This is a genomic window from Neobacillus sp. OS1-2, from assembly GCF_030915505.1.
Lineage (GTDB): Bacteria > Bacillota > Bacilli > Bacillales > Cytobacillaceae > Neobacillus.
In genome coordinates, this window is the sequence record NZ_CP133265.1 from 828,871 (window position 1) to 848,957 (window position 20,087).

The 20,087-nt window shown below is 40.2% G+C and carries 24 protein-coding genes and 1 riboswitch; of the genes, 12 read left to right on the forward strand and 12 right to left on the reverse strand.

Translation table 11 applies throughout. The features are described from left to right. Positions 1-138 precede the first annotated feature (138 nt). Together RCG19_RS04250 and RCG19_RS04255 are read left to right on the forward strand one after the other, a co-directional pair. Entirely contained in the window at positions 139-1,098 is a 960-nt protein-coding gene (locus RCG19_RS04250) for a tRNA modification radical SAM protein MnmL/YtqA (RefSeq protein ID WP_166238977.1), read from the forward strand. After that, positions 1,095-1,667: a tRNA 5-(aminomethyl)-2-thiouridylate-methyltransferase MnmM gene (locus RCG19_RS04255; RefSeq protein WP_308109807.1), complete on the forward strand. Its 573-nt coding sequence runs from the start codon at positions 1,095-1,097 to the stop codon at positions 1,665-1,667. Before RCG19_RS04250 ends, RCG19_RS04255 begins: the two co-directional genes overlap by 4 nt. Before the next feature lie 248 nt (positions 1,668-1,915). Here RCG19_RS04255 and RCG19_RS04260 read toward each other — a convergent pair whose 3' ends face one another. Both RCG19_RS04260 and RCG19_RS04265 read right to left on the reverse strand, forming a co-directional pair. Continuing rightward, positions 1,916-2,998 (reverse strand): tetraprenyl-beta-curcumene synthase family protein, encoded by a 1,083-nt coding sequence (locus RCG19_RS04260; RefSeq protein ID WP_308109808.1) that lies wholly within the window; start codon positions 2,996-2,998, stop codon positions 1,916-1,918. A gap of 15 nt (positions 2,999-3,013) precedes the next feature. Next, complete coding sequence (locus tag RCG19_RS04265) at positions 3,014-3,817, reverse strand: alpha/beta hydrolase (RefSeq protein WP_308109809.1); 804 nt, start codon at positions 3,815-3,817, stop codon at positions 3,014-3,016. A 95-nt stretch (positions 3,818-3,912) separates the two neighbouring features. Here RCG19_RS04265 and RCG19_RS04270 point away from each other — a divergent pair, with 95 nt between their 5' ends. Beyond that, positions 3,913-4,425, forward strand: a complete 513-nt coding sequence (locus tag RCG19_RS04270; RefSeq protein ID WP_308109810.1) for a gamma carbonic anhydrase — start codon at positions 3,913-3,915, stop codon at positions 4,423-4,425. A gap of 43 nt (positions 4,426-4,468) precedes the next feature. Here the strand turns inward: RCG19_RS04270 and asnB are convergent, their stop codons facing one another. Then, positions 4,469-6,364 (reverse strand): asparagine synthase (glutamine-hydrolyzing), encoded by a 1,896-nt coding sequence (gene asnB / locus RCG19_RS04275; protein WP_308109811.1) that lies wholly within the window; start codon positions 6,362-6,364, stop codon positions 4,469-4,471. Positions 6,365-6,593: 229 nt separating this feature from the next. Then, positions 6,594-7,793 (reverse strand): methionine adenosyltransferase, encoded by a 1,200-nt coding sequence (gene metK, locus RCG19_RS04280; protein WP_166238965.1) that lies wholly within the window; start codon positions 7,791-7,793, stop codon positions 6,594-6,596. A gap of 200 nt (positions 7,794-7,993) precedes the next feature. Then, positions 7,994-8,133, reverse strand: a riboswitch (SAM riboswitch). A gap of 219 nt (positions 8,134-8,352) precedes the next feature. On the opposite strand from metK, the gene pckA reads away from it, so the two are divergent. Beyond that, entirely contained in the window at positions 8,353-9,939 is a 1,587-nt protein-coding gene (gene pckA, locus RCG19_RS04285) for a phosphoenolpyruvate carboxykinase (ATP) (protein ID WP_308109812.1), read from the forward strand. A 47-nt stretch (positions 9,940-9,986) separates the two neighbouring features. Here pckA and RCG19_RS04290 read toward each other — a convergent pair whose 3' ends face one another. The 4 genes from RCG19_RS04290 to RCG19_RS04305 all read right to left on the reverse strand — a co-directional run bounded on the left by RCG19_RS04290 (position 9,987) and on the right by RCG19_RS04305 (position 12,646). Next, entirely contained in the window at positions 9,987-10,952 is a 966-nt protein-coding gene (locus RCG19_RS04290; RefSeq protein ID WP_308109813.1) for a hypothetical protein, read from the reverse strand. Next, the gene (locus tag RCG19_RS04295) at positions 10,933-11,457 is read right to left on the reverse strand and encodes an RNA polymerase sigma factor (RefSeq protein WP_308109814.1); all 525 of its coding nucleotides are present in this window, start codon (positions 11,455-11,457) and stop codon (positions 10,933-10,935) included. The genes RCG19_RS04290 and RCG19_RS04295 overlap by 20 nt, the downstream gene beginning before the upstream one ends. A 117-nt stretch (positions 11,458-11,574) precedes the next feature. After that, positions 11,575-11,817: a DUF2584 domain-containing protein gene (locus RCG19_RS04300; protein WP_166238957.1), complete on the reverse strand. Its 243-nt coding sequence runs from the start codon at positions 11,815-11,817 to the stop codon at positions 11,575-11,577. A gap of 40 nt (positions 11,818-11,857) precedes the next feature. Next, positions 11,858-12,646, reverse strand: a complete 789-nt coding sequence (locus tag RCG19_RS04305; RefSeq protein WP_308109815.1) for an alpha/beta hydrolase family protein — start codon at positions 12,644-12,646, stop codon at positions 11,858-11,860. A gap of 118 nt (positions 12,647-12,764) precedes the next feature. Here RCG19_RS04305 and RCG19_RS04310 point away from each other — a divergent pair, with 118 nt between their 5' ends. The 3 genes from RCG19_RS04310 to RCG19_RS04320 are packed head-to-tail and all read left to right on the forward strand — an operon-like array spanning position 12,765 to position 15,366. Then, on the forward strand, positions 12,765-13,781 hold the full coding sequence (locus tag RCG19_RS04310; protein WP_308109816.1) for an ABC transporter substrate-binding protein: 1,017 nt from the start codon (positions 12,765-12,767) through the stop codon (positions 13,779-13,781). Positions 13,782-13,802: 21 nt separating this feature from the next. Further along, positions 13,803-14,585, forward strand: a complete 783-nt coding sequence (locus tag RCG19_RS04315; protein ID WP_308109817.1) for an ABC transporter ATP-binding protein — start codon at positions 13,803-13,805, stop codon at positions 14,583-14,585. After that, positions 14,560-15,366 (forward strand): ABC transporter permease, encoded by an 807-nt coding sequence (locus RCG19_RS04320; protein ID WP_308109818.1) that lies wholly within the window; start codon positions 14,560-14,562, stop codon positions 15,364-15,366. Before RCG19_RS04315 ends, RCG19_RS04320 begins: the two co-directional genes overlap by 26 nt. Positions 15,367-15,375: 9 nt before the next feature. On the opposite strand, the gene ytkD is transcribed toward RCG19_RS04320, so the two are convergent. Next, entirely contained in the window at positions 15,376-15,843 is a 468-nt protein-coding gene (ytkD, locus tag RCG19_RS04325) for an RNA deprotection pyrophosphohydrolase (RefSeq protein ID WP_308109819.1), read from the reverse strand. A gap of 85 nt (positions 15,844-15,928) precedes the next feature. Continuing rightward, positions 15,929-16,246 carry a hydrolase gene (locus tag RCG19_RS04330; protein ID WP_308109820.1) on the reverse strand — a complete coding sequence of 106 codons (318 nt, stop codon included), beginning with the start codon at positions 16,244-16,246 and terminating at the stop codon, positions 15,929-15,931. Between the two features lie 205 nt (positions 16,247-16,451). Between RCG19_RS04330 and RCG19_RS04335 the strand changes: the two genes are divergently transcribed. Together RCG19_RS04335 and ytzI are read left to right on the forward strand one after the other, a co-directional pair. Further along, positions 16,452-16,709: a DUF6154 family protein gene (locus RCG19_RS04335; protein ID WP_166238943.1), complete on the forward strand. Its 258-nt coding sequence runs from the start codon at positions 16,452-16,454 to the stop codon at positions 16,707-16,709. Between the two features lie 274 nt (positions 16,710-16,983). Then, entirely contained in the window at positions 16,984-17,160 is a 177-nt protein-coding gene (ytzI, locus tag RCG19_RS04340; protein WP_166239293.1) for a YtzI protein, read from the forward strand. Between the two features lie 102 nt (positions 17,161-17,262). On the opposite strand, the gene RCG19_RS04345 is transcribed toward ytzI, so the two are convergent. Continuing rightward, the gene (locus RCG19_RS04345; RefSeq protein ID WP_308109821.1) at positions 17,263-17,736 is read right to left on the reverse strand and encodes an S-ribosylhomocysteine lyase; all 474 of its coding nucleotides are present in this window, start codon (positions 17,734-17,736) and stop codon (positions 17,263-17,265) included. A 132-nt stretch (positions 17,737-17,868) separates the two neighbouring features. Here RCG19_RS04345 and yidD point away from each other — a divergent pair, with 132 nt between their 5' ends. After that, the gene (gene yidD, locus RCG19_RS04350) at positions 17,869-18,096 is read left to right on the forward strand and encodes a membrane protein insertion efficiency factor YidD (RefSeq protein WP_308109822.1); all 228 of its coding nucleotides are present in this window, start codon (positions 17,869-17,871) and stop codon (positions 18,094-18,096) included. Here yidD and RCG19_RS04355 read toward each other — a convergent pair. Then, entirely contained in the window at positions 18,093-18,656 is a 564-nt protein-coding gene (locus RCG19_RS04355) for a beta-class carbonic anhydrase (protein ID WP_308109823.1), read from the reverse strand. The two genes, yidD and RCG19_RS04355, sit on opposite strands and share 4 nt — an antisense overlap. Before the next feature lie 204 nt (positions 18,657-18,860). Between RCG19_RS04355 and RCG19_RS04360 the strand changes: the two genes are divergently transcribed. Next, positions 18,861-19,790, forward strand: coding sequence for a metal ABC transporter solute-binding protein, Zn/Mn family (locus RCG19_RS04360; RefSeq protein ID WP_308109824.1), 930 nt, complete (start codon positions 18,861-18,863; stop codon positions 19,788-19,790). A 111-nt stretch (positions 19,791-19,901) separates the two neighbouring features. After that, positions 19,902-20,063 (forward strand): DUF1540 domain-containing protein, encoded by a 162-nt coding sequence (locus RCG19_RS04365; protein WP_308109825.1) that lies wholly within the window; start codon positions 19,902-19,904, stop codon positions 20,061-20,063. The last annotated feature ends 24 nt before the right edge of the window (positions 20,064-20,087 follow it).

The following is a 20,087-nucleotide window of genomic DNA, read 5'->3' on the forward strand; positions in this document are numbered from 1 at the left end:
CCATTCTGTTTCCTATTACACGAACAGTTGACAAAATGTTGGCAATCCCACTTGAAACAATTACATTTGGATAAGCCTTTCACTTCATGTTAAAATTGAACGTATGTGAATTTAATTTTAAAAAGGAGGTTTTCTGACATGCTTCAGACTAAACCTTTCCAATATGCATCAGATGATAAACGCTACCATACATGGAATTATCACCTTCGCGGGCAATTTGGCCATAAGGTGTTTAAAGTAGCGCTTGACGGCGGCTTTGACTGTCCGAATCGAGACGGTACAGTCGCGCATGGCGGTTGCACGTTTTGTAGTGCAGCCGGTTCTGGTGATTTTGCCGGAAACCGGGTGGAAACCTTAGAAACACAATTCAATGAGATTAAAGAAAAGATGCACACAAAATGGAAAGACGGCAAATATATGGCCTACTTTCAGGCATTTACCAATACCCATGCACCTGTGGATGTACTTCGTGAAAAATATGAAACCGTCCTAAAGCAGGAAGATGTCGTAGGATTATCGATTGCCACTCGCCCCGATTGCCTTCCGGATGATGTTGTCGAATATTTAGCAGAGCTAAATAAACGCACCTATTTATGGGTTGAACTCGGGCTGCAGACAGTCCATGAACGCACCGCCCTATTGATCAATCGTGCCCATGATTTTCAATCGTATGTTGAGGGAGTCAATAAATTAAGAAAACATGGGATTCGGATTTGTTCCCATATCATTAATGGTTTGCCACTTGAATCCTATGACATGATGATGGAAACAGCTCGTGAAGTGGCGAAATTGGATGTGCAAGGAATTAAAATTCACCTGCTGCATCTTTTAAAAGGCACACCGATGGTCAAGCAATATGAAAAAGGCATGCTTGAATTTCTTACACAAGAGGACTATGTAAACTTAGTATGCGACCAATTGGAGATTTTACCACCAGAAATGATTGTTCACCGCATTACGGGTGATGGGCCGATTGACTTGATGGTTGGTCCGATGTGGAGTGTCAATAAGTGGGAAGTGTTGAATGCCATTGATGCGGAACTTAAGCGACGGGACAGTTGGCAGGGTAAATTTTATCAAAAGGCTTTGATCAAATGAAAATGGAACGGATCCTTCCATTTGCGAAGAGTTTACTCGAAAAAGCAGTCCTTCCCGGTGATGTAGTAATTGATGCTACTGTCGGAAATGGACATGACACTGTTTTTTTAGCAGAACTTGTTGGTGAAACAGGAAAAGTTTATGGATTTGACGTACAGCAAGAAGCGATTGGGGCCACACGAGATCGTTTAACGGAGCATGGTCTTTTAAAAGGTGTTACCCTGTTTCATGCAGGTCATGAACAGCTTTCGGAAAGGATTCCGATCGATGATCATGGAAAAATTCGGGGAGCCATTTTTAATCTAGGCTATCTTCCTGGCAGTGATAAAACGATTGTTACTCGTGCGGAAACGACAATTGCCGCCATCGAGCAATTAATGGAAATGATGACTTCAGAGGGGATCATCGTCCTTGTGATTTACCATGGCCATGTGGAAGGTGCGGTCGAACGTGACTTACTTCTTCGCTATTGCCAACAATTGGATCAAAAAAAAGCCCATGTCCTGCAATATCAATTTATTAATCAACAAAACACCCCGCCGTTTATTGTTGCGATTGAAAAAAGGTAAAGATAATGACCTTTTTATTAAATAAATATCGAAAAAAACACGAGAATCAGATGATCTCGTGTTTTTATTTTGACCGCTTCAGTAGTTTTTTTGGATTCAAAGGCACAATTATTGTTTTTTGTGACCGTTCCACTTTTATTTCACGTCTCACGGGAACAATTATTCTTTTTTGTGACCGTTCCACTTTAATTTCGCGTCTTATGGGCACAATTATTTTTTAATTGGCCGTGCAAGGCTCAGGAACTAATTTATTTTGCTAATATTCTCGTCAAAAACGCTGGAACAGATTTTTGAAACGAACGGTAGGCCAGTCCATTAAAATAAAAGAAGTAGCTAATCCAGCCGCCAGATTTAATAATGCCTCTAGCAAGCCGGCGAACATTTTTCTGTTTACGAACTTTCCCATCTGATAGGTAAATCCCTAACAGGCCGCGATTAATTAATTGATGGAAATTTTTATGCGGCAAGAATTCAGTATGCTTATCTGCCTCCGTCAAAAAGTGTTTTAAGCGTTGAAAAAGGGTTTCTTCACTTTTATAGAAAGAGCAGAAATTCAAGTCGCCTCCTGCTATATCCTCTTCTTGATCAATAAAATAGTCCAAAAGAATATGTAATCCTTGAATATAGGGGAAGTATCCCTTACGAATATTATCGGCATCACTTGCCCGAAAATCCTCGCGCATTGCATAGGAGATTAAACAAAAAATCCCCAGTGTGGAACCAGAGCAAGCCGAAAATTCATACCATTCCATTTCAGGAAGCTCTTCCTGATAGTGATGAAACCACTTTTCAAGACGGGGCACCCGTTGCTCCTTCACCACATGCTTATGGATTTGTAAATCACAATAGTATTGGCATAATTCAAGCAGGTAATCTTTAATGAGAGGATAATGCTTGATCTCTCTTAAAACGGAACGGCAGGTTTCAGACAAATCCTGCAAATAACCAGCGTCATCCTGATCGGTACGAAGCCGGTAGTAATTTTTCTGATCAGCATGAAGGACAAGTGCATCTGTCATCGATTCGTGTAAAGCAGCAAAATCATCGGGATCAAGTGAGGTACTACGATCACAAAGATTATCCAAATAATCACTAATTGTTTGATAGGCGACGATAAACTTAACTGCTTTTTTATAATCATCACCTGCAGTAAGTGCAAGGATTGCCCCTCCCTCACAGTGGAAGGTTTTGTGCTCAATACTGGCAAGTGCTTGATTTCTTAATTCAAGATTTGGTATTTTTTCAGCACAGCTTCTCCAATAAGCCAATTCTTGATGGACTGCAGGAAGTATTTTGCGATAGACCCTTGACATGAGGGTGATTGGCTTCATGGATTACACACCTTTCTAAACGATATAGCCAATTGCTTTTAATTGACTGGTAACGAAATCCTTTGCGTATTCAAAAACCTCTTCTCGCTCTGGCTCGTTAAAGATTTCATGATAACATTTCGGCCACTCTTTAAATCTTTTTTCGGTTAATGGAACGTTATTAAACCATTCCTTGACCGTCGTTTTATTGACAATTTTATCATCCCCGCCCTGCATCACGAGCATGGGGATATCCTGCATTCTTTCAAGATTTACGAATGCTTCCTTAATTGCACCCGCCAATTCACGATACCATCTGACAGAAACCTTTGTCACGTAAAGTGTATCGTTGGAATCCGCTTCCCTTACGTCCTCGTTTCTTGTCGCCATTTGGACGGTTAATCCTGAATTGATCCTGAGGGAAGGATAAACCACATTTAAAAAATGTGACATGATATCTAAAAATTTCGACGGTGTATGAATGAGTCCTAAACAAGGGGAGGAAAGAATCACACCGGCAATATTTAAGCGTTCTTCCTGTAACAAACGGATAGAAATTAAGCCCCCCATACTATGCCCTAGTAAAAACACGGGCAGTTCATAACGGTATGCGGCTTGAACCCAATCCTTTACCTCTACTGTATAGTCATCGAAAGAATCAATGTGACCGCGGTTGGCCCGTGTTGTCATCCCCTGCCCTGGAAGGTCGGCCATGATAACATGAAAGCCGGATAACCGCCACATTTCAATCAGCCAGCCATATCTGCCATGATGTTCCATTGCCCCATGAACAATTACAATCACGGCCTTTGCTTCCCCTTCTGCTTCCCACTTCCACATATTTTTTCCCCCTAGACATGAAATAAGGTAAATTTTTTGAAAATCACATTCAGCATCGGTAAAATAGATTTATTATGCTAAAAGGAGCGACCCTGATGATCTATCCCTATAAAGATAAATACCCGCTAATTGCTGAAACTGCCTTTATTGCTGATTATGTAACGATTACTGGTGATGTTGAAATTGGTGAACATTCCAGTGTCTGGTTTAACTCAAGTATAAGAGGTGACGTTGCACCAACGAGGATTGGCAATAAGGTGAATATCCAAGATAACTCTATCTTACACCAAAGTCCTAATAACCCGCTAATTTTAGAAGATGAAGTCACAATTGGCCACCAAGTGATCCTGCACAGCTGCATAATAAGAAAACGTGCCTTAATCGGAATGGGATCCATTATCCTTGATAATGCCGAAATCGGTGAAGGAGCCTTTATTGGCGCAGGCAGTCTTGTACCGCAAGGAAAAAAAATCCCTCCTAATACTTTAGCATTTGGCAGACCCGCAAAAGTTATTAGAGAATTGACTTCAGAGGATAAGAAAGAAATGGAACGCATTTATACAGAATATGCGGAGAAGGGTCAATATTATAAGTCCTTACAATCTTAAAATTTGGAAAAGCACCCACTTTATGAATGGGTGCTTTCTCTGTTTAATATTGTAATTCTTTTTGTAAGGCAGAATCACGTTGGAATGAGTAAACATTCTCTACATATACTTGATGCCAAACCATGAACATCAGAACCGTCCAGATCTTCCGACTATTGTCGGCTTTACCCTGGCAATGATCCTCAAGCAATTGCAACACATATGTTTTATTTAGTAAATGATCTGTATTGCTTTCACGGATGATTTTTTTTGCCCATTCATTCATTTCATTTTTTAACCAGTGGCGGATTGGCACTGGGAAACCAAGTTTCTTTCGATCAAGCACATGTGCCGGTACAATTCCTTCTGCCGCTTTACGCAAAATATACTTGGTGGTGCCATTTGCTGTTTTCAAGCTCGTCGGGATTTTCGATGCGATCTCAAACACGGCCTTATCAAGGAATGGCACCCGTAGCTCAAGCGAATGGGCCATTGTCACTCTATCGGCCTTCAGTAAGATATCCCCGCGCATCCACGTATGGATATCAATATATTGCATCCGATCAACCGGGTCATAGCCCCTCGATTCTTGATAAAGCGGGTTTGTTATATCCAAGTAATTTAAACCCTCATGGTAAACATTTAAAAGATCACGTTTTTCTTCCTCTGTGAACATCTTCGCGTTCCCAATATACCGTTCTTCCATTGGCGTTACACCGCGTTCAATAAAGCTTTTGCCTTTCATACCTTCAGGCATCATATTGGCAATTCTTTTTAATAGCACTTTACCTACTCGTGGGATTTTATTAAACACCTCTAGCGATTGTGGTTCACGGTAAATATTGTAGCCGCCAAATAACTCATCGGCACCTTCACCTGAAAGCACAACCGTTACGTGCTTACGGGCCTCTCGAGCCACGAAATACAGCGGCACGCAGGCCGGGTCAGCAAGGGGGTCGTCCATATGCCACATGATTTTTGGAACTTCATTCATATATTCTTCCGGTGAAATTACGTAGCTGATGTTTTCGACACCAAGTTTTTCAGCTGTTTCTTTGGCCACATCAATTTCACTGAAGCCATTGTGTTCAAAACCAACAGAGAACGTTTTTATGGCAGGGTGAAATTGTTTGGCAATAGAGGCAATAATGGAGGAATCAATCCCCCCGGAAAGGAACGACCCAACAGGTACATCGCTGCGCATATGCTTTTCAACTGAATCAATTAACACTTCACGAATTTCTTTAACGAAATCATCTTCTGATTTTTGTACTGGCTTAAACTGTGCCTTCCAATATCTTTTGATGTCCATCTTGGCGCCAATTTTTTTGGTAAAATAATGACCTGGCTCAAGCTTATAAATCCCTTCAAACAAGGTATTTGGCTCAGGAACAAATTGATAGGTCAAATAGTGTTGCAAGGAATCATAATTAAGGACATCATTTTCTAATGCCATCAGAATACTCTTTTTCTCAGAACCAAAGAATGTTCTTTCCCCGTCTTCCATATAGAAGAACGGTTTAATTCCAAACGGATCACGCGCCCCGTAAAGTGTCTGCTCTTGTTTATCCCAAATCACAAACGCAAACATCCCGCGTAGTTTTTCAACAGCCTTTTCTTTTAAATGGCTGTAAAGGGCAATAATAACTTCTGTATCGGAACTTGTCGAAAAAGATAAGCCTTCCTTAAGCAGCTCATCTCGAAGCTCAACATAATTATAAATCTCACCATTAAAAATAATCCAATACCGCTCATTTTCATACGTAAGAGGCTGATGGCCGCTCTCAATATCAATAATACTCAAGCGACGGAAGCCAAATTGGATATGGTCATCATAATAAAACCCATCATCATCTGGTCCGCGATGGGTAATGATATCATTCATATTTTTAAATTGTTGTGTTTGTTCTTCACTATAATTTTGTGTTTTGTCGTGTACACAACCAATAAAACCACACATTATGTACCTCACCTACTCCATTTAAAATATCCTCTAAAAACATCCCTCTAATACTACCACTTTTTTTTGAAAAATGGCACTGTGAACAGAAGGAAAAATAGTATACCTTCATTTTTCACATCTATAGACCTACTTAAACATGGTATTCCATTCGTTGGGATTACTGTACAGGAATTTAGACGAAAAATAAAAACGGGAGTTACATTTAAAAATGCAACTCCCCATTCTATTATAGATTAGCTTGTCCGCGTAAGGCTTCGGCTTTATCTGTACGCTCCCATGGAAGATCAACATCTGTGCGTCCAAAATGGCCGTATGCAGCTGTTTGCTTGTAAATTGGGCGGCGAAGGTCAAGCATCTTAATGATTCCTGCCGGACGAAGATCAAAGTTCTCACTAACAAGATCAACAAGGATCTCTTCGCTTACTTTACCTGTACCAAATGTATCGACAGCAATTGAAACGGGTCTAGCAACACCAATGGCATAGGCAAGCTGAACTTCTACTTTGTCAGCAAGGCCCGCCGCTACGATGTTTTTAGCCACATAACGTGCTGCATAGGCAGCTGAACGGTCAACCTTTGTTGGATCCTTACCAGAGAAGGCACCGCCGCCATGACGAGCATAGCCGCCGTACGTATCAACAATAATTTTACGTCCTGTTAAGCCGGCATCACCTTGTGGTCCGCCAATAACGAAACGGCCTGTTGGATTGATGAAATACTTTGTATTTTCATCAATCAGTTCTTTTGGAACAACTGGATTGATAACATATTCCTTCAAGTTCCGCTGAATTTGCTCAAGCGTAACTTCCGGGTTATGTTGCGTGGAGATAACAATGGTATCAATACGAACCGGTTTGTCATTTTCATCATACTCAACCGTTACTTGCGTTTTTCCATCTGGACGAAGGTACTCAAGAACCTTATCTTTACGCACCTCTGTTAATTTGCGTGCAAGCTTGTGTGCTAGAGAAATCGGAAGAGGCATTAGCTCATTTGTTTCATTACAAGCAAAACCAAACATTAATCCTTGGTCGCCAGCTCCAATTGCTTCGATTTCTTCATCGGACATTAACCCTTCACGCGCTTCAAGGGCCTGATCAACACCCATGGCAATGTCAGGACTTTGTTCACCAATGGAAGTTAAAACGGCACAAGTTTCCGAATCGAAGCCATATTTAGCACGGTCGTAGCCAATACCTTTTACGGTTTCACGAACAATTTTTGGAATATCTACATAAGTAGAAGTCGTGATTTCACCGGCAACTAGCACTAATCCAGTTGTTACGGAAGTTTCAGCAGCGACGCGGGCATTAGCATCCTTCGCTAAAATAGCATCTAAAATGGAATCAGAAATTTGGTCACAGATCTTATCCGGATGACCTTCAGTTACTGATTCAGACGTGAACAAACGCACGTTTCTTGACATCTGAATTCCTCCTATATTATGAGTCATCGAGGTTTTATGAAGGTTACAGGAATACTTCTTGGACCTCGTGAATTGATACGGTACTCATTCCCTTAGTATGAAATAAACAAAGGATTTTTATTAGAGACTATTTTTATAAAAGGACTTATACAAAACAAAAAACCTTACCATTATGAGGAAAGGTTGTTCCGGGCCTTTCACTCTTATCGTTCAAGGCAGGAGCCTTGCGTCAGATTAGCACCTTCGCATCCTGAAAAGGACCTGTTTCGTGGTCATTCTTTCCATATTGCAGGTTGCTGGGTTTCATTGGGCCTGTCCCTCCACCAGCTCGGGATAAGAGAGTATCCGTTCAAATCAGAATATTACGCTACAATGGTGAGCAATGTCAATGAATTTTTCAAGAAATTCTTGTATTGTTTTGACTGTTTAAAAATTCTTTAAAAAATGTATAAAAACAAACTTAAATTTGCGCAATAGTATAGACTATTAATCTTAATGTGTTATACTATTTGTAATTATTAAGATTATAAAAATCACAATAAAGGATGGTTTCTATAAAATGAATTCTGTTCATATTCCGAATGAATTAAAACAACTATTACAAGGAAGACATGTACAATTACAATTGTCTGTACCCCAATTAGTCGAAAAAATCTTAAGCCGCAAAGAAGGAAAGTTAACCTCGACAGGTGCAGTAAGTGTCGCAACCGGAAAATACACAGGTCGTTCGCCACAGGATAAATTTATTGTAATGGAAGAGACTTCGAAGGATAAAATCGCTTGGGGACCGACGAATCAACCCATTTCTGAATCCGTTTTCACTAACCTCTATCATAAAGTTCTAGAATACTTAAAGCAACAAGATGAAATTTTTGTTTTCAAAGGGTTTGCCGGAGCGGATAAAAAGTCCCGCTTACCCATTCAGGTTGTCAATGAGTTTGCATGGCATAATTTATTTGCGCAGCAATTGTTTATTCGCCCGTCTGAAGATGATTTATTGGCAGATGATACTGGATTTACGGTGATTACTGCCCCAAATTTCAAGGCTAATCCGGCAATTGATGGCACGAACTCGGAAACCTTTATTATTATATCATTTGAACAAAGAATTGTCTTAATCGGCGGTACTGAGTATGCCGGTGAAATGAAAAAATCCATTTTTTCTGTCATGAATTATCTCTTGCCGGAGAATAATATTTTATCGATGCATTGTTCGGCGAATGTCGGTTCCGAAGGGGATGTTGCTTTATTCTTCGGTTTATCCGGTACAGGGAAAACGACTCTATCAGCAGATCCTAATCGCAGGTTGATCGGCGACGATGAACATGGCTGGTCCTCCAATGGCGTCTTCAATGTTGAGGGAGGCTGCTATGCGAAATGTATTAATCTCTCTCGTGAAAAGGAGCCGCAAATTTTTGATGCTATCCGCTTTGGAACAGTCCTTGAAAATGTCGTCATGAATCAAGAATCGCGAATTCCGGATTATGATGACGGAACTTTGACTGAGAATACACGTGCGGCGTATCCAATCGAAGCGATTGATAATATTATTCAACCAAGCATTGCCGGTCATCCAAATACAATCGTGTTTTTAACAGCAGATGCCTTCGGCGTACTGCCCCCCATTTCCAAATTAACGAAAGAACAAGCCATGTACCATTTCTTAAGCGGTTACACCTCGAAGCTTGCGGGAACTGAGCGCGGTGTAACCGCACCGGAAGCAACCTTTTCTACCTGCTTTGGTGCACCGTTCTTGCCGCTTCCTGCCACACGTTACGCAGAGATGCTTGGGGAAAAAATACTAGAACACAATGCGAATGTCTTTTTAGTAAACACAGGCTGGACCGGCGGCGAATACGGTGTCGGCAGCCGAATGAAACTTTCCTACACAAGAGCCATGGTTCAAGCAGCGCTGGAAGGTGAACTAAACCATGTGGAATTAGTCCGAGATGAAATTTTCGGTTTAAATATTCCGCTGCATATTGCCGGTGTCCCTGATGAAGTCTTGCAGCCAAATAAAACATGGGCAGATTCACAAGCGTATGAAGTGAAGGCGAAAGAACTTGCCGGTAAGTTCCGTGAAAACTTTAAGAAGTTTACCGATGTATCTGCTGAAATTGAGGAAAAAGGCGGCCCTGTCGCATAACTGACCATTAGCAAAAAGCGATTCCGTTGGGGAATCGCTTTTTGCTTTTATTGATCTGTCGGCTTTCCTATGATGACAAGATTCGATTCGCCTAGTACACCAAAACTATATCTTCCACTTTTTTTAATTTGGAAATCTCCTTTGTACATCGAGACTTTTTCTCCATCCGTCATCGTATAATCTGTTTTTTCTTTAAAGGTAAACTTGGAGATATCCGAAGGGTCTTCTTCACTATTGATCTCTAATTCGATTTCTTCAGGGAGGTTTTCGCCTGAAACCTCAATATAGGCATCATTATAAAAACCGGCATACAAATCTTCTTGGGAAATCAATAAGGTACCCTTAGAACCTAATAAGACATAGTGATCCTTCACATAAATAGGAAATTCGCCAATCTTCTTCTTTTCTCCCACAGTGTTGGATACAGTGAATTCAAGATTCCATTTTCCTCTTTTATCAAAAGGTGTAAAGGTTACTAGAGCATGGGCATCGGCCCCATATTTCCCACCTGATAAGTGGGCGTTAGTAAGATGTTGTTTTATTCCGGTTGCTTCATGTGTAGCATCGATAGAAAGTGTTGGATCTGACGCAAAATCCTTCCCCCATACAAAAACCATGATTTTGCTTGTTCCTCGCTGATCCCATACTACCCATTCCTTTGGAGCCAGTAAGCTGACCTTGTTGGGTATTCCGAAATTACTGTCTCCGTAAAGTGGTTTGCCGCTCTCATCTCTTAAAGCAAAATAGTCGCCTTCCTGGACTTCTACTTTTGTGGAACCTGATTTTGGTGCACGTTCTTCCCGGCTAGTAAAATAGAGGATCGGAGCGATTAGAATTAAGATAAACACGGCTGCTACTGCTGTGATTCTCTGAAAAGGAAATGGCCTTTTGAGTTTATAAGAATCTGTACTACCAAACTTTTTTAACATTTCCGTCCGTTGATTGGTGGTTAATTCATGCTTGGGGAAATCCGCCAACACGTCAAGCAGTTCTTTATCCGATAAATGACTCAAAATAATCCCCCTCCTTTAACTGCTCATTTAGTTTTTTCACTGCCCGAAAAAAGGTCACATTCACTTTATTTTCTGACCAGCCAAGAACCTGACCAGCTTCCTGCGATGAAAGCTCCGCGATCCCCCTTAATAAAACCACATCACGGTAATTTTGTTTCAGTTCGTTAATGGCATGGTATAGCTGGGCATATTCTATTTTTCTTATAAATTTCTCTTCTGTTTGGAGTTCATGTTGTTTTGGTGACTCGTGATCCAGCCGTTCTTTTAACCTCTGCCACACAGATTTTTTTCGATAAAAATCGATCGCTGTATTTCTCGCTATCGAGATCAGCCACGTTTTTGGATTTGATTCGTTTTTAAAACTGCCAAAAGAGCGAAAAGCCCTTAAGAAGGTTTCCTGAACCAAATCCTCTACGTCCGTGGTGCCTGTATAATAAACTAGATAATTCGTGATATCCTTCTCAAATTGAATAAACCATTTCTCTATCTGATGCCCCCGTTCCAATCAAACTCCCCCTTCCTTAAAATCTCTTTTTCTATATCTAAAAATTAGACGGCCGATTCAAGCATTTATTACACTTTTGATTCCATAAGAAAAAGCAGGCATGAACACCTGCCTGCTTTAGTTTGTCGAATTTAATGATACTAATTGATAGGTTAGCGTTGTATTACTATTCTCCCATACCACTTTTTTAATCACAGCAGATCCGGTTGAATCACTGTCCATCGTTTTCTTTACATCAATGGGAATCTCGATTGGATAGAGGCGATAACCTTCTTTTACGAGTACAAAAAGATTCTCCTCAACTCGCTTCTCTCTGCCTTTTGTCACGATCATGGTATTTAACTCAAGGGGCATACCCATAAAAATCCGCTCCTCTGCTTGTATTAACTATATATTACCATCAATTGCACCTGTTTTTCATCCACTTTGATAAATCCGTCACGACTTTTCTATTTATTGCCGGTGGGAAATAGTGAGTAAATTCATCAAAATACCAACAATCAACTGGTTTTCCCAGTGACCTAAGTCTCCTTTCAAGACGGTAGGCATGCTCTACGGATACATTATGATCCTTTACACCATGAATGATCAGGACTGGTGCTGCTAGTCTTTCTATATCGTATAAGGGTGTGCGCTCTTGATATCGTTCCGGAAATTTCGCGGGGGTACCGCCAATTACCCTTTTCATCATTTTGCGTAGATCTTCCCGCTCCTGATAGGTCAAGATCATATCACTCACCCCACCCCAGGTAACAACGGATGCCGCTTCCGGAAAGTAGATTCCAGTCATTAATGCCATCACACCACCACGTGAAAAGCCAAATATATGGATAGTTCGAACCCGCGATATAGATTTCAACAGCAAATAAGCTGAAAATGCATCCTCCCTGTCTTCACCGCCAAAATCCTCACTCCCCTCCCCGCCTTGATTTCCTCGATAAAAAGGAGCGAAGACGATAAAGCCCTCTGCCGCAAACTGGGCAATCCGGGCGGGACGTACTTTTCCAACATTTTTTATACCGCCTCGCAAATAGAGAAAGCCATCCAGCGGTTCAGCACCTTTTGGGGCCGCAAGCATCCCTTTTACCTTTAATCCATTTGAAAGATAGGTAATAACCGTTAACTCAACCTTAGGATTTGGTGATGGAAAGCGTATATATTCTAGGATTTTTCCATTATCGATGTACATCTGCCATACTTCCTTTTAAAATTTTTTGTCATGGGTATTCACACATTTTTCCACTGTTCATACGATATCTTAGGCAATTAGCCCAGAATTCTTAACGGTATGTAAGGAGGTTTATTTTATGAAAAAATCATTAAAGTTCAGTTTCTCCTTTCTTCTCATTGCTATCCTCATGTTTTCATTAGCCGCTTGTAATAATGATTCCAAACCGGAGACAAAGAAATTGAAAAAGGTTCGAATTGCAGAAGTAACCCGTTCCATTTTCTATGCTCCACAATATGTTGCCCTGGCAAAAGGTTTTTTCAAGGCTGAAGGGTTGGATGTTACTCTGACAACCACTCCTGGCGGCGATAAAACCATGACAGCCCTTATTTCGGGTGGTGCAGATGTTGCCCTTGTTGGATCGGAAACATCGATTTATGTTTACGCCCAAGGCGCTAATGACCCGGTCATCAATTTTGCGCAGGTAACGCAGACCGACGGCACTTTCCTAGTTGCCAGAGATAAAATCGACAATTTCTCATGGGATTTACTAAAAGGGAAAACCTTCTTAGGCCAGCGTAAAGGCGGTATGCCACAAATGGTCGGTGAATTTGTTTTAAAGAAGCACGGTATTGATCCACACCAGGATTTAAATTTAATCCAAAATATTGACTTTGCGAACATTGCCAATGCCTTTGCCTCCGGGACGGGGGAATTTGTTCAATTATTTGAACCAACTGCAAGCATTTTTGAAAAAGAAGGAAAAGGCCATATTGTCGCTTCCTTCGGCAAAGAATCCGGTCATGTTCCATATACCACCTTCATGTCAAAAGAAAGCTATATGAAAGAAAACAAAGCAACGATTGAAAAATTTACGCGAGCCGTTTACAAGGCCCAACAGTGGGTGGAATCCCATAGTGCCGAAGAGATTGCCAAAGCGGTTGAACCGTACTTCCCTGATACCGACCTTGCCATCATGACAACTGTTGTCGAGCGCTATAAGAGTCAAGGCTCATTTGCAACTGACCCGATATTGGATGAAGCGGAATGGAACAATCTGCAAAACATCATGAAGGAAGCGGGTGAACTTCCAAAAGAAGTCGATCATAAAACGCTTGTAAATACACAAGTAGCTGAGAAAGTCATAAAAAAATAATAGGAAAGGGAGGCCGTTATTATGAGCTTTTTACACGTTCAAGATATCCATCATACCTATTTCACCAAAGCCTCTGCCACCACGGCCCTCTCCGATATTACACTTACAGTTGAGGAGGGGGAATTTGTCTCCCTTCTCGGCCCAAGTGGCTGTGGTAAGACAACCCTGCTTTCCATCATTTCAAGTTTACTAAAACCAACCCAGGGAACTGTTTTGTTAGAAAACAAGCCGGTTTCTACAGCCAAAAATGAAATTGGCTATATGCTGCAGCAGGATTATTTGTTTCCCTGGAAAACGATTGAGGAAAATATCCTAATGGGCCTGAAATTATCCAAGCAGCTAAACGAAAAAAACAAAACCGCGGCATTTAATCTACTAGACCAGATCGGCCTTGTCGGTGTGGAAAAACAACTGCCTAAGCAATTGTCAGGCGGAATGAGACAGCGCGTTGCCCTTGTAAGGACATTAGCAACAGAACCAAAACTGCTGATGCTTGATGAGCCCTTTTCCGCTCTCGATTATCAAACAAAGTTGAAATTAGAGGATTTAGTGTCGCAAACCTTAGATGAATTTGGGAAAACAGCGATTCTCGTAACACATGATATCGGTGAGGCTATTGCCATGAGTGATCGGGTCTATTTACTGTCGCCCAGTCCCGGGAGGATCCATAAAATTTTTGAAATGCCTGAGGAGCTAAGAAAGGTAACCCCTTTTGAAGCAAGAAATCATGAACTATATCCAAGTATCTTTCAAACCATATGGAAGGAGTTGGAGTCACTTGAGCCAGGAAAGGAAAAAACTTGAACTCCTCCATAAAAACTATATTCATTCGTTAAAAATTGAACGGAGGTGGGTTCGCTTTTATCAAGCTGTCATCTTTGTCGTCTTTTTTTCCAGTTGGGAGCTAGCAAGTGGGAAGCAATGGATTGACCCGCTGATTTTCAGTTCTCCGTCTAAAATATGGAACCTATTGATAACGAAAATTCAAGATGGGTCACTTTTAACCCATACAGGTGTAACCCTAACCGAAACAATTTTTGGTTTTATCCTGGGAACACTACTTGGTACCATTTTAGCTGCCATCCTTTGGTGGTCTCCGTTGGTTCAAAAAATTCTGGATCCCTATCTTGTTGTCCTTAATGCCATGCCGAAGGTGGCACTAGGACCAATTTTGATTGTTGCACTGAGTCCAGGCTACCCATCGATTATTGCCATGGGTGCGATAATCTCAGTCATCATTACCACAATTGTCGTTTATACCTCATTTAAAGAGGTGGATCCAAATTATTTAAAAGTACTGCGAACGTTTGGTGCAACACGGTTTCAATGTTTTAAAGAGGCGATTCTCCCGGCAAGTTTTCCAACGATTATTTCGACCTTGAAGGTAAATGTGGGCTTATCATGGGTCGGTGTCATTGTTGGTGAATTTCTGGTATCGTCACGCGGTCTTGGGTACATGATTATTTACGGTTTCCAAGTATTTAATTTTACCCTTGTTTTCTTATCGCTTTTAGTCATTGCTGTGATTGCAACGATTATGTACCAGCTCGTGGAACTTTTAGAGAAAAAACTCATTAAGGAATAGTGTTGACGGCTATTCCTTTTTGAGTATTTGCTTTATACATTCCTCAATCACTTCATCCTGCATGATGAAGCTAAAATCATCCCGAAAACGCTGCTGCAAAATGTCCCCCTTGATTATAACAGGGCCATTTGTTTCAAAGTAAGAGTTCGTTTTCATTACACTTTCCACCCGCCCCCAAAAAACTGTCTTTACGAAAGGACCATTTGGGTCAGTAACCTTATACTCAGCAATAAATTGCAGACTGCCAAGAATTGCACCTGTTTCCTCTAGTGTCTCGCGTCTTGCTGCCTCCTCTAGCGTTTCCCCGAGTTCTACTTTACCACCAGGAAATTCAAGACCGCGTTGTTTATGATTCGTTAAAAACCAGTCATCCTTATATTGGCAAATGATTAATACATGTTTGGCTTCCTGGTTGAAGGCACCTTGAGAAAAAGCTAATTCAACTTTATTTTCGTTTCGATCCACAAATTGTTTCATAAAAAAACCGCCTCTGTTTTTCTTTAATGGTATAATTATAATAAAAAAAGGAAAATCCTAAAGAACCGGATTTCCCTGATTATTGTTATTTCGGTAAGATATTCATGCTCTCAATATGACTTTTTGCCTCATCATCACCAAGCTTATGGAGCAAACCATACACTTGTTGAATTGTACTATCATAAGCATCATTATCTTTATCGTGATGATATTCCAAAAACGGAACATGAGCACGAAAGAAATTTTTCCATTCAGTTGAATAGTTTTGGTCAAACAGCTCGCGTAACTGAGTAATCTCTTCATCAGTAGCTTCGATTTTATAGCTCCATGTTGAACTTGTGGCATTACTTGTTATATGACCGGTTCCAACATCAATATAATAGGATTTCTTGTGTCCATCCATTGCATCATCCCCTTTTACTCTTTAGTAATGTACAAATAGAAAAAATTTATTCTTTTTCAAATTTCGACTCATATTTTAGAAATGAATACGCTATAATAAACATACAATCAAAGAAACAGATTTTTCAGTCAATTTAAGAGGGATGATTTTATCCTTTTATGGGTATTCAATAAGGGAACAATATATTTAATATGGAGGTGTTGTAATGAAAATAGTCGATGAATTATATCAGATGTACAGAAACAAGTTAACAGGGGATGAAGAGGATATTGACATGCTGACATTTGCTTTTTTAGAAGAAATGTCACATGAGGACCTTCTTGCATTAATTCAAGAAATGGATAAACAAGAATTATACGATTTAATGGGACTGTACCTTATTGAAAGCCTGAAAGGTAAATTTGCTCAAGAAGAGTACGGACAGCATCGAACACATACTTACTATCCTAGAAATATTCATTGATTTTACATACTAAGAAAGGCGGAAGGCGCCCGTTTATCGGCGTATGGACTGGAGCGCTTCGACTGAGATAAAGGAAACACGGTGAGCTTCGCTGCCCGATGTTGACTTATCGTAGGGAGAAGAGCGAAGTACACTAGCCGATGACGCCTGAAGCTAGACAATTTCCAAAGACATAACCGAGAAACTTTATCTACCCGGAAGCTGTTAAGGCTTCCTTTTTTGCGCCAATTTTTCAATTTCCATGATACAATGGAATAAAGGGGGGAAAATGAATATGTATGTTGTCATGGTAGTAGGTATTATTATTGTTATTATCGTTCTCCTTCTCGCAGTCATTACCACATCGAAAGCATACGATTATAAACATAGCGTGGATCCTTTAGAAGGTAATCCATATTTAACTCAGGACAACGAACAACAGAAATCTGACCAAAACCAAAAGAATGGCTAAAAAAAATCCTATTCGAGATGAATAGGATTTTTTTTAGTACATAAAACAAAACATTGGACTTTGCTAACTGTCTAGTTACAGAACCAAGAGGCTTCCGCTTTCCTATGCAAAAACTTGCTTTAAATCCTCTTTACTTTGCTCAAGCCAGAATCGCATTAATCGCTTAGCCCCTTCTAAATCATGGAGCTTTGCCTGACCGCATTGTCTTTCATTCGCAGCAGGGATCTCGACTATCTCAACCGCATCCCTCATGGTATCTTCAAGAAGATCAATTATTTCCGCTACGGTTGGTTCGCCGCTAACAACTAAATAGTAGCCAGTTTGGCAGCCCATTGGCGAAATATCAATAATGTCAAAGTGGTCATATTTTTCCGAATGCTTGCGAATATTGAAGGCTAACAAATGTTCAAGCGTATGAATTACATCAGGCTTCATCGCCTGCTTATTAGGCTGGCAAAAACGAATATCATATTTATTAACAATACCGTCACTCCCTACCTTGTGTACACCGCAGTGTCTTACATATGGAGCCTTAACGGCATTATGATCTAAATCAAAACTTTCAACTGAAGGCATCACTATCACTCCTCTTCTTATCTATCTACCATCATACAATAAATCCCGACTTTTTTCATCCATTTAGTTATATTTAACAATTTAGACGAAAAATTAAATTTATGTTATGTTGATATGTAAGGAGCGATGATGATGTTGAAAAAGATCTTTCTAGCGATTATTCGTTTTTATCAAGTGGCCATTTCACCCTTAAAACCACCCACCTGCCGATTTTATCCCACATGTTCGCATTATGGCTTTGAAGCGGTCCAACGCTTTGGTGCTGTAAAAGGCGGCTGGCTCGCCATAAAACGGATTTTAAAGTGTCATCCCTTTCATCCCGGCGGTTTTGACCCTGTTCCGGAAAAAAAGAAGGATTAATCTTGATATCCATCTACAACTAAGTCAAGTTTTCCAGTCTTCGGATCGATAACCAATCCATGAACAGGAACACCCGAAGGCAATAGTGGGTGATTTTTAATCATATCTACACTATGTGCGACACTCTCAGTCACATTTTCAAATCCTTGAAGCCACTGTTTAATGTCGATGCCGGAATAGGAGAGATTGGCAAACGTTTCATCAGTAATCCCCCGCGCTTTCATACTCTCAATTACTGGTTCTGGCTTCATACCGCTCATGCCGCAATCATGGTGGCCAATGACCAAAACTTCCTGTGCCTGCAATTGATATACCGCAACCAGAATACTTCTCATCACACTTCCAAAAGGATGTGAAACAAGTGCACCGGCATCCTTAATAAGCTTAGCATCCCCGTTTCCCAAGTTTAAGGCTTTCGGTAATAATTCTAATAATCGTGTATCCATGCATGTAAGAATGACCATTTTCTTATTCGGGTATTTCGTTGTTTCGTATTTCTTATATTCGTGATTATCTACAAATTTCTGGTTGTGGTCCAACATATCATTCAATATTGTCATACTAATCCCACCTTTCTATTTAAGCATACATAATATGCCATGGCTGAAACAAATATTATACTTGCAATTAGGCTTTTTTTTTGTAAGATACATATGGAAATCGGAATCGTTCCGTATTATGCACTTATTTCTTTTCTGTTAATTAAAAATTTTTCGAATATAAATCGTAATAAATCCGATTTAATATTATTTTAAGGAGTTCTTATGAAAAAAATCATCCTTATTCTTTCTGTTCTGTTACCATTGGGTCTTATTCTATCCGCTTGTTCGAATGATAAAGAGCCGACAAAAAAGAAAGATCAATTAACTGTTTATACCACCGTATTCCCGCTTCAATATTTTACAGAACGAATTGGCGGAAAATATGTAGATGTAAAAACCATCTATCCTCCAGGTGCTGATGAACACACATTTGAACCATCGCAAAAGGATATGATGAATTTAGCTGATTCAGACTTATTTTTCTACATAGGGCTCGGACTTGAAGGGTTTGTTGAAAAGGCAAAGGGTACATTAAAAAATGAAGATGTGACATTAGTACCCACAGCCGACCAACTGCAATTGCCGAAAGAGACTCATTCTGATGTGGAAGATACCCATGACCACGGTGATACCAACCCACACGTATGGCTTGATCCCGTTTATTCAAAAGAAATGGCTGCGGTCATTCGAGATGCCTTAGAAAAAAAGCTGCCGCAAAACAAAGATTTCTTCAATGAAAATTATCATAAGCTAGCAGAAGAATTAGATGAATTAAATAACGAATTCGAGCAAACCATTTCAACTTCTAAGCATAAAAAGATGATTGTCACCCACGCTGCCTTCGGCTATTGGGAAACTCGTTATCATATTGATCAAATCAGTATTTCAGGGCTTTCAACAACAAATGAACCGACACAAAAGGAACTTGAAAAAATAATCTCGCTTGCCGACCATGACGGCTTACACTATATTTTGTTTGAAGAGAATGTTAAGTCAAAGCTAGGCAAAGTCGTCCAAAAAGAAATCGGTGCACGGGCATTGCCGATCCACAATTTATCTGTCTTATCAAAAGACAATATCAAAAATAAAGAAACCTACTTTTCATTAATGAAGAAAAATCTGGAGTCATTAAAAACAGCGTTAAATAATTAATGGGTTCATTTCCAATTTCCGACCCATTTTCCTGCTACTTTGGGGGATACCGTTTTCTTTAATTTCACATGCTATTATTGTATTACCGACATACTTTAAGGAGTGATACGAATGGCTAAGGATGTTTTGTGTGAAGTAAATAACTGCACGTTTTGGGCAAATGGAAATAAATGCAGTGCCGACCGCATTTACGTTGTCAGTCATACGGGTGATACAGCAGGCAATAGTAAAGAAACCGATTGTCAAACCTTTGAAGCAAGTACATTATCGTGAAATTATTACCAGGCAAACTACTTT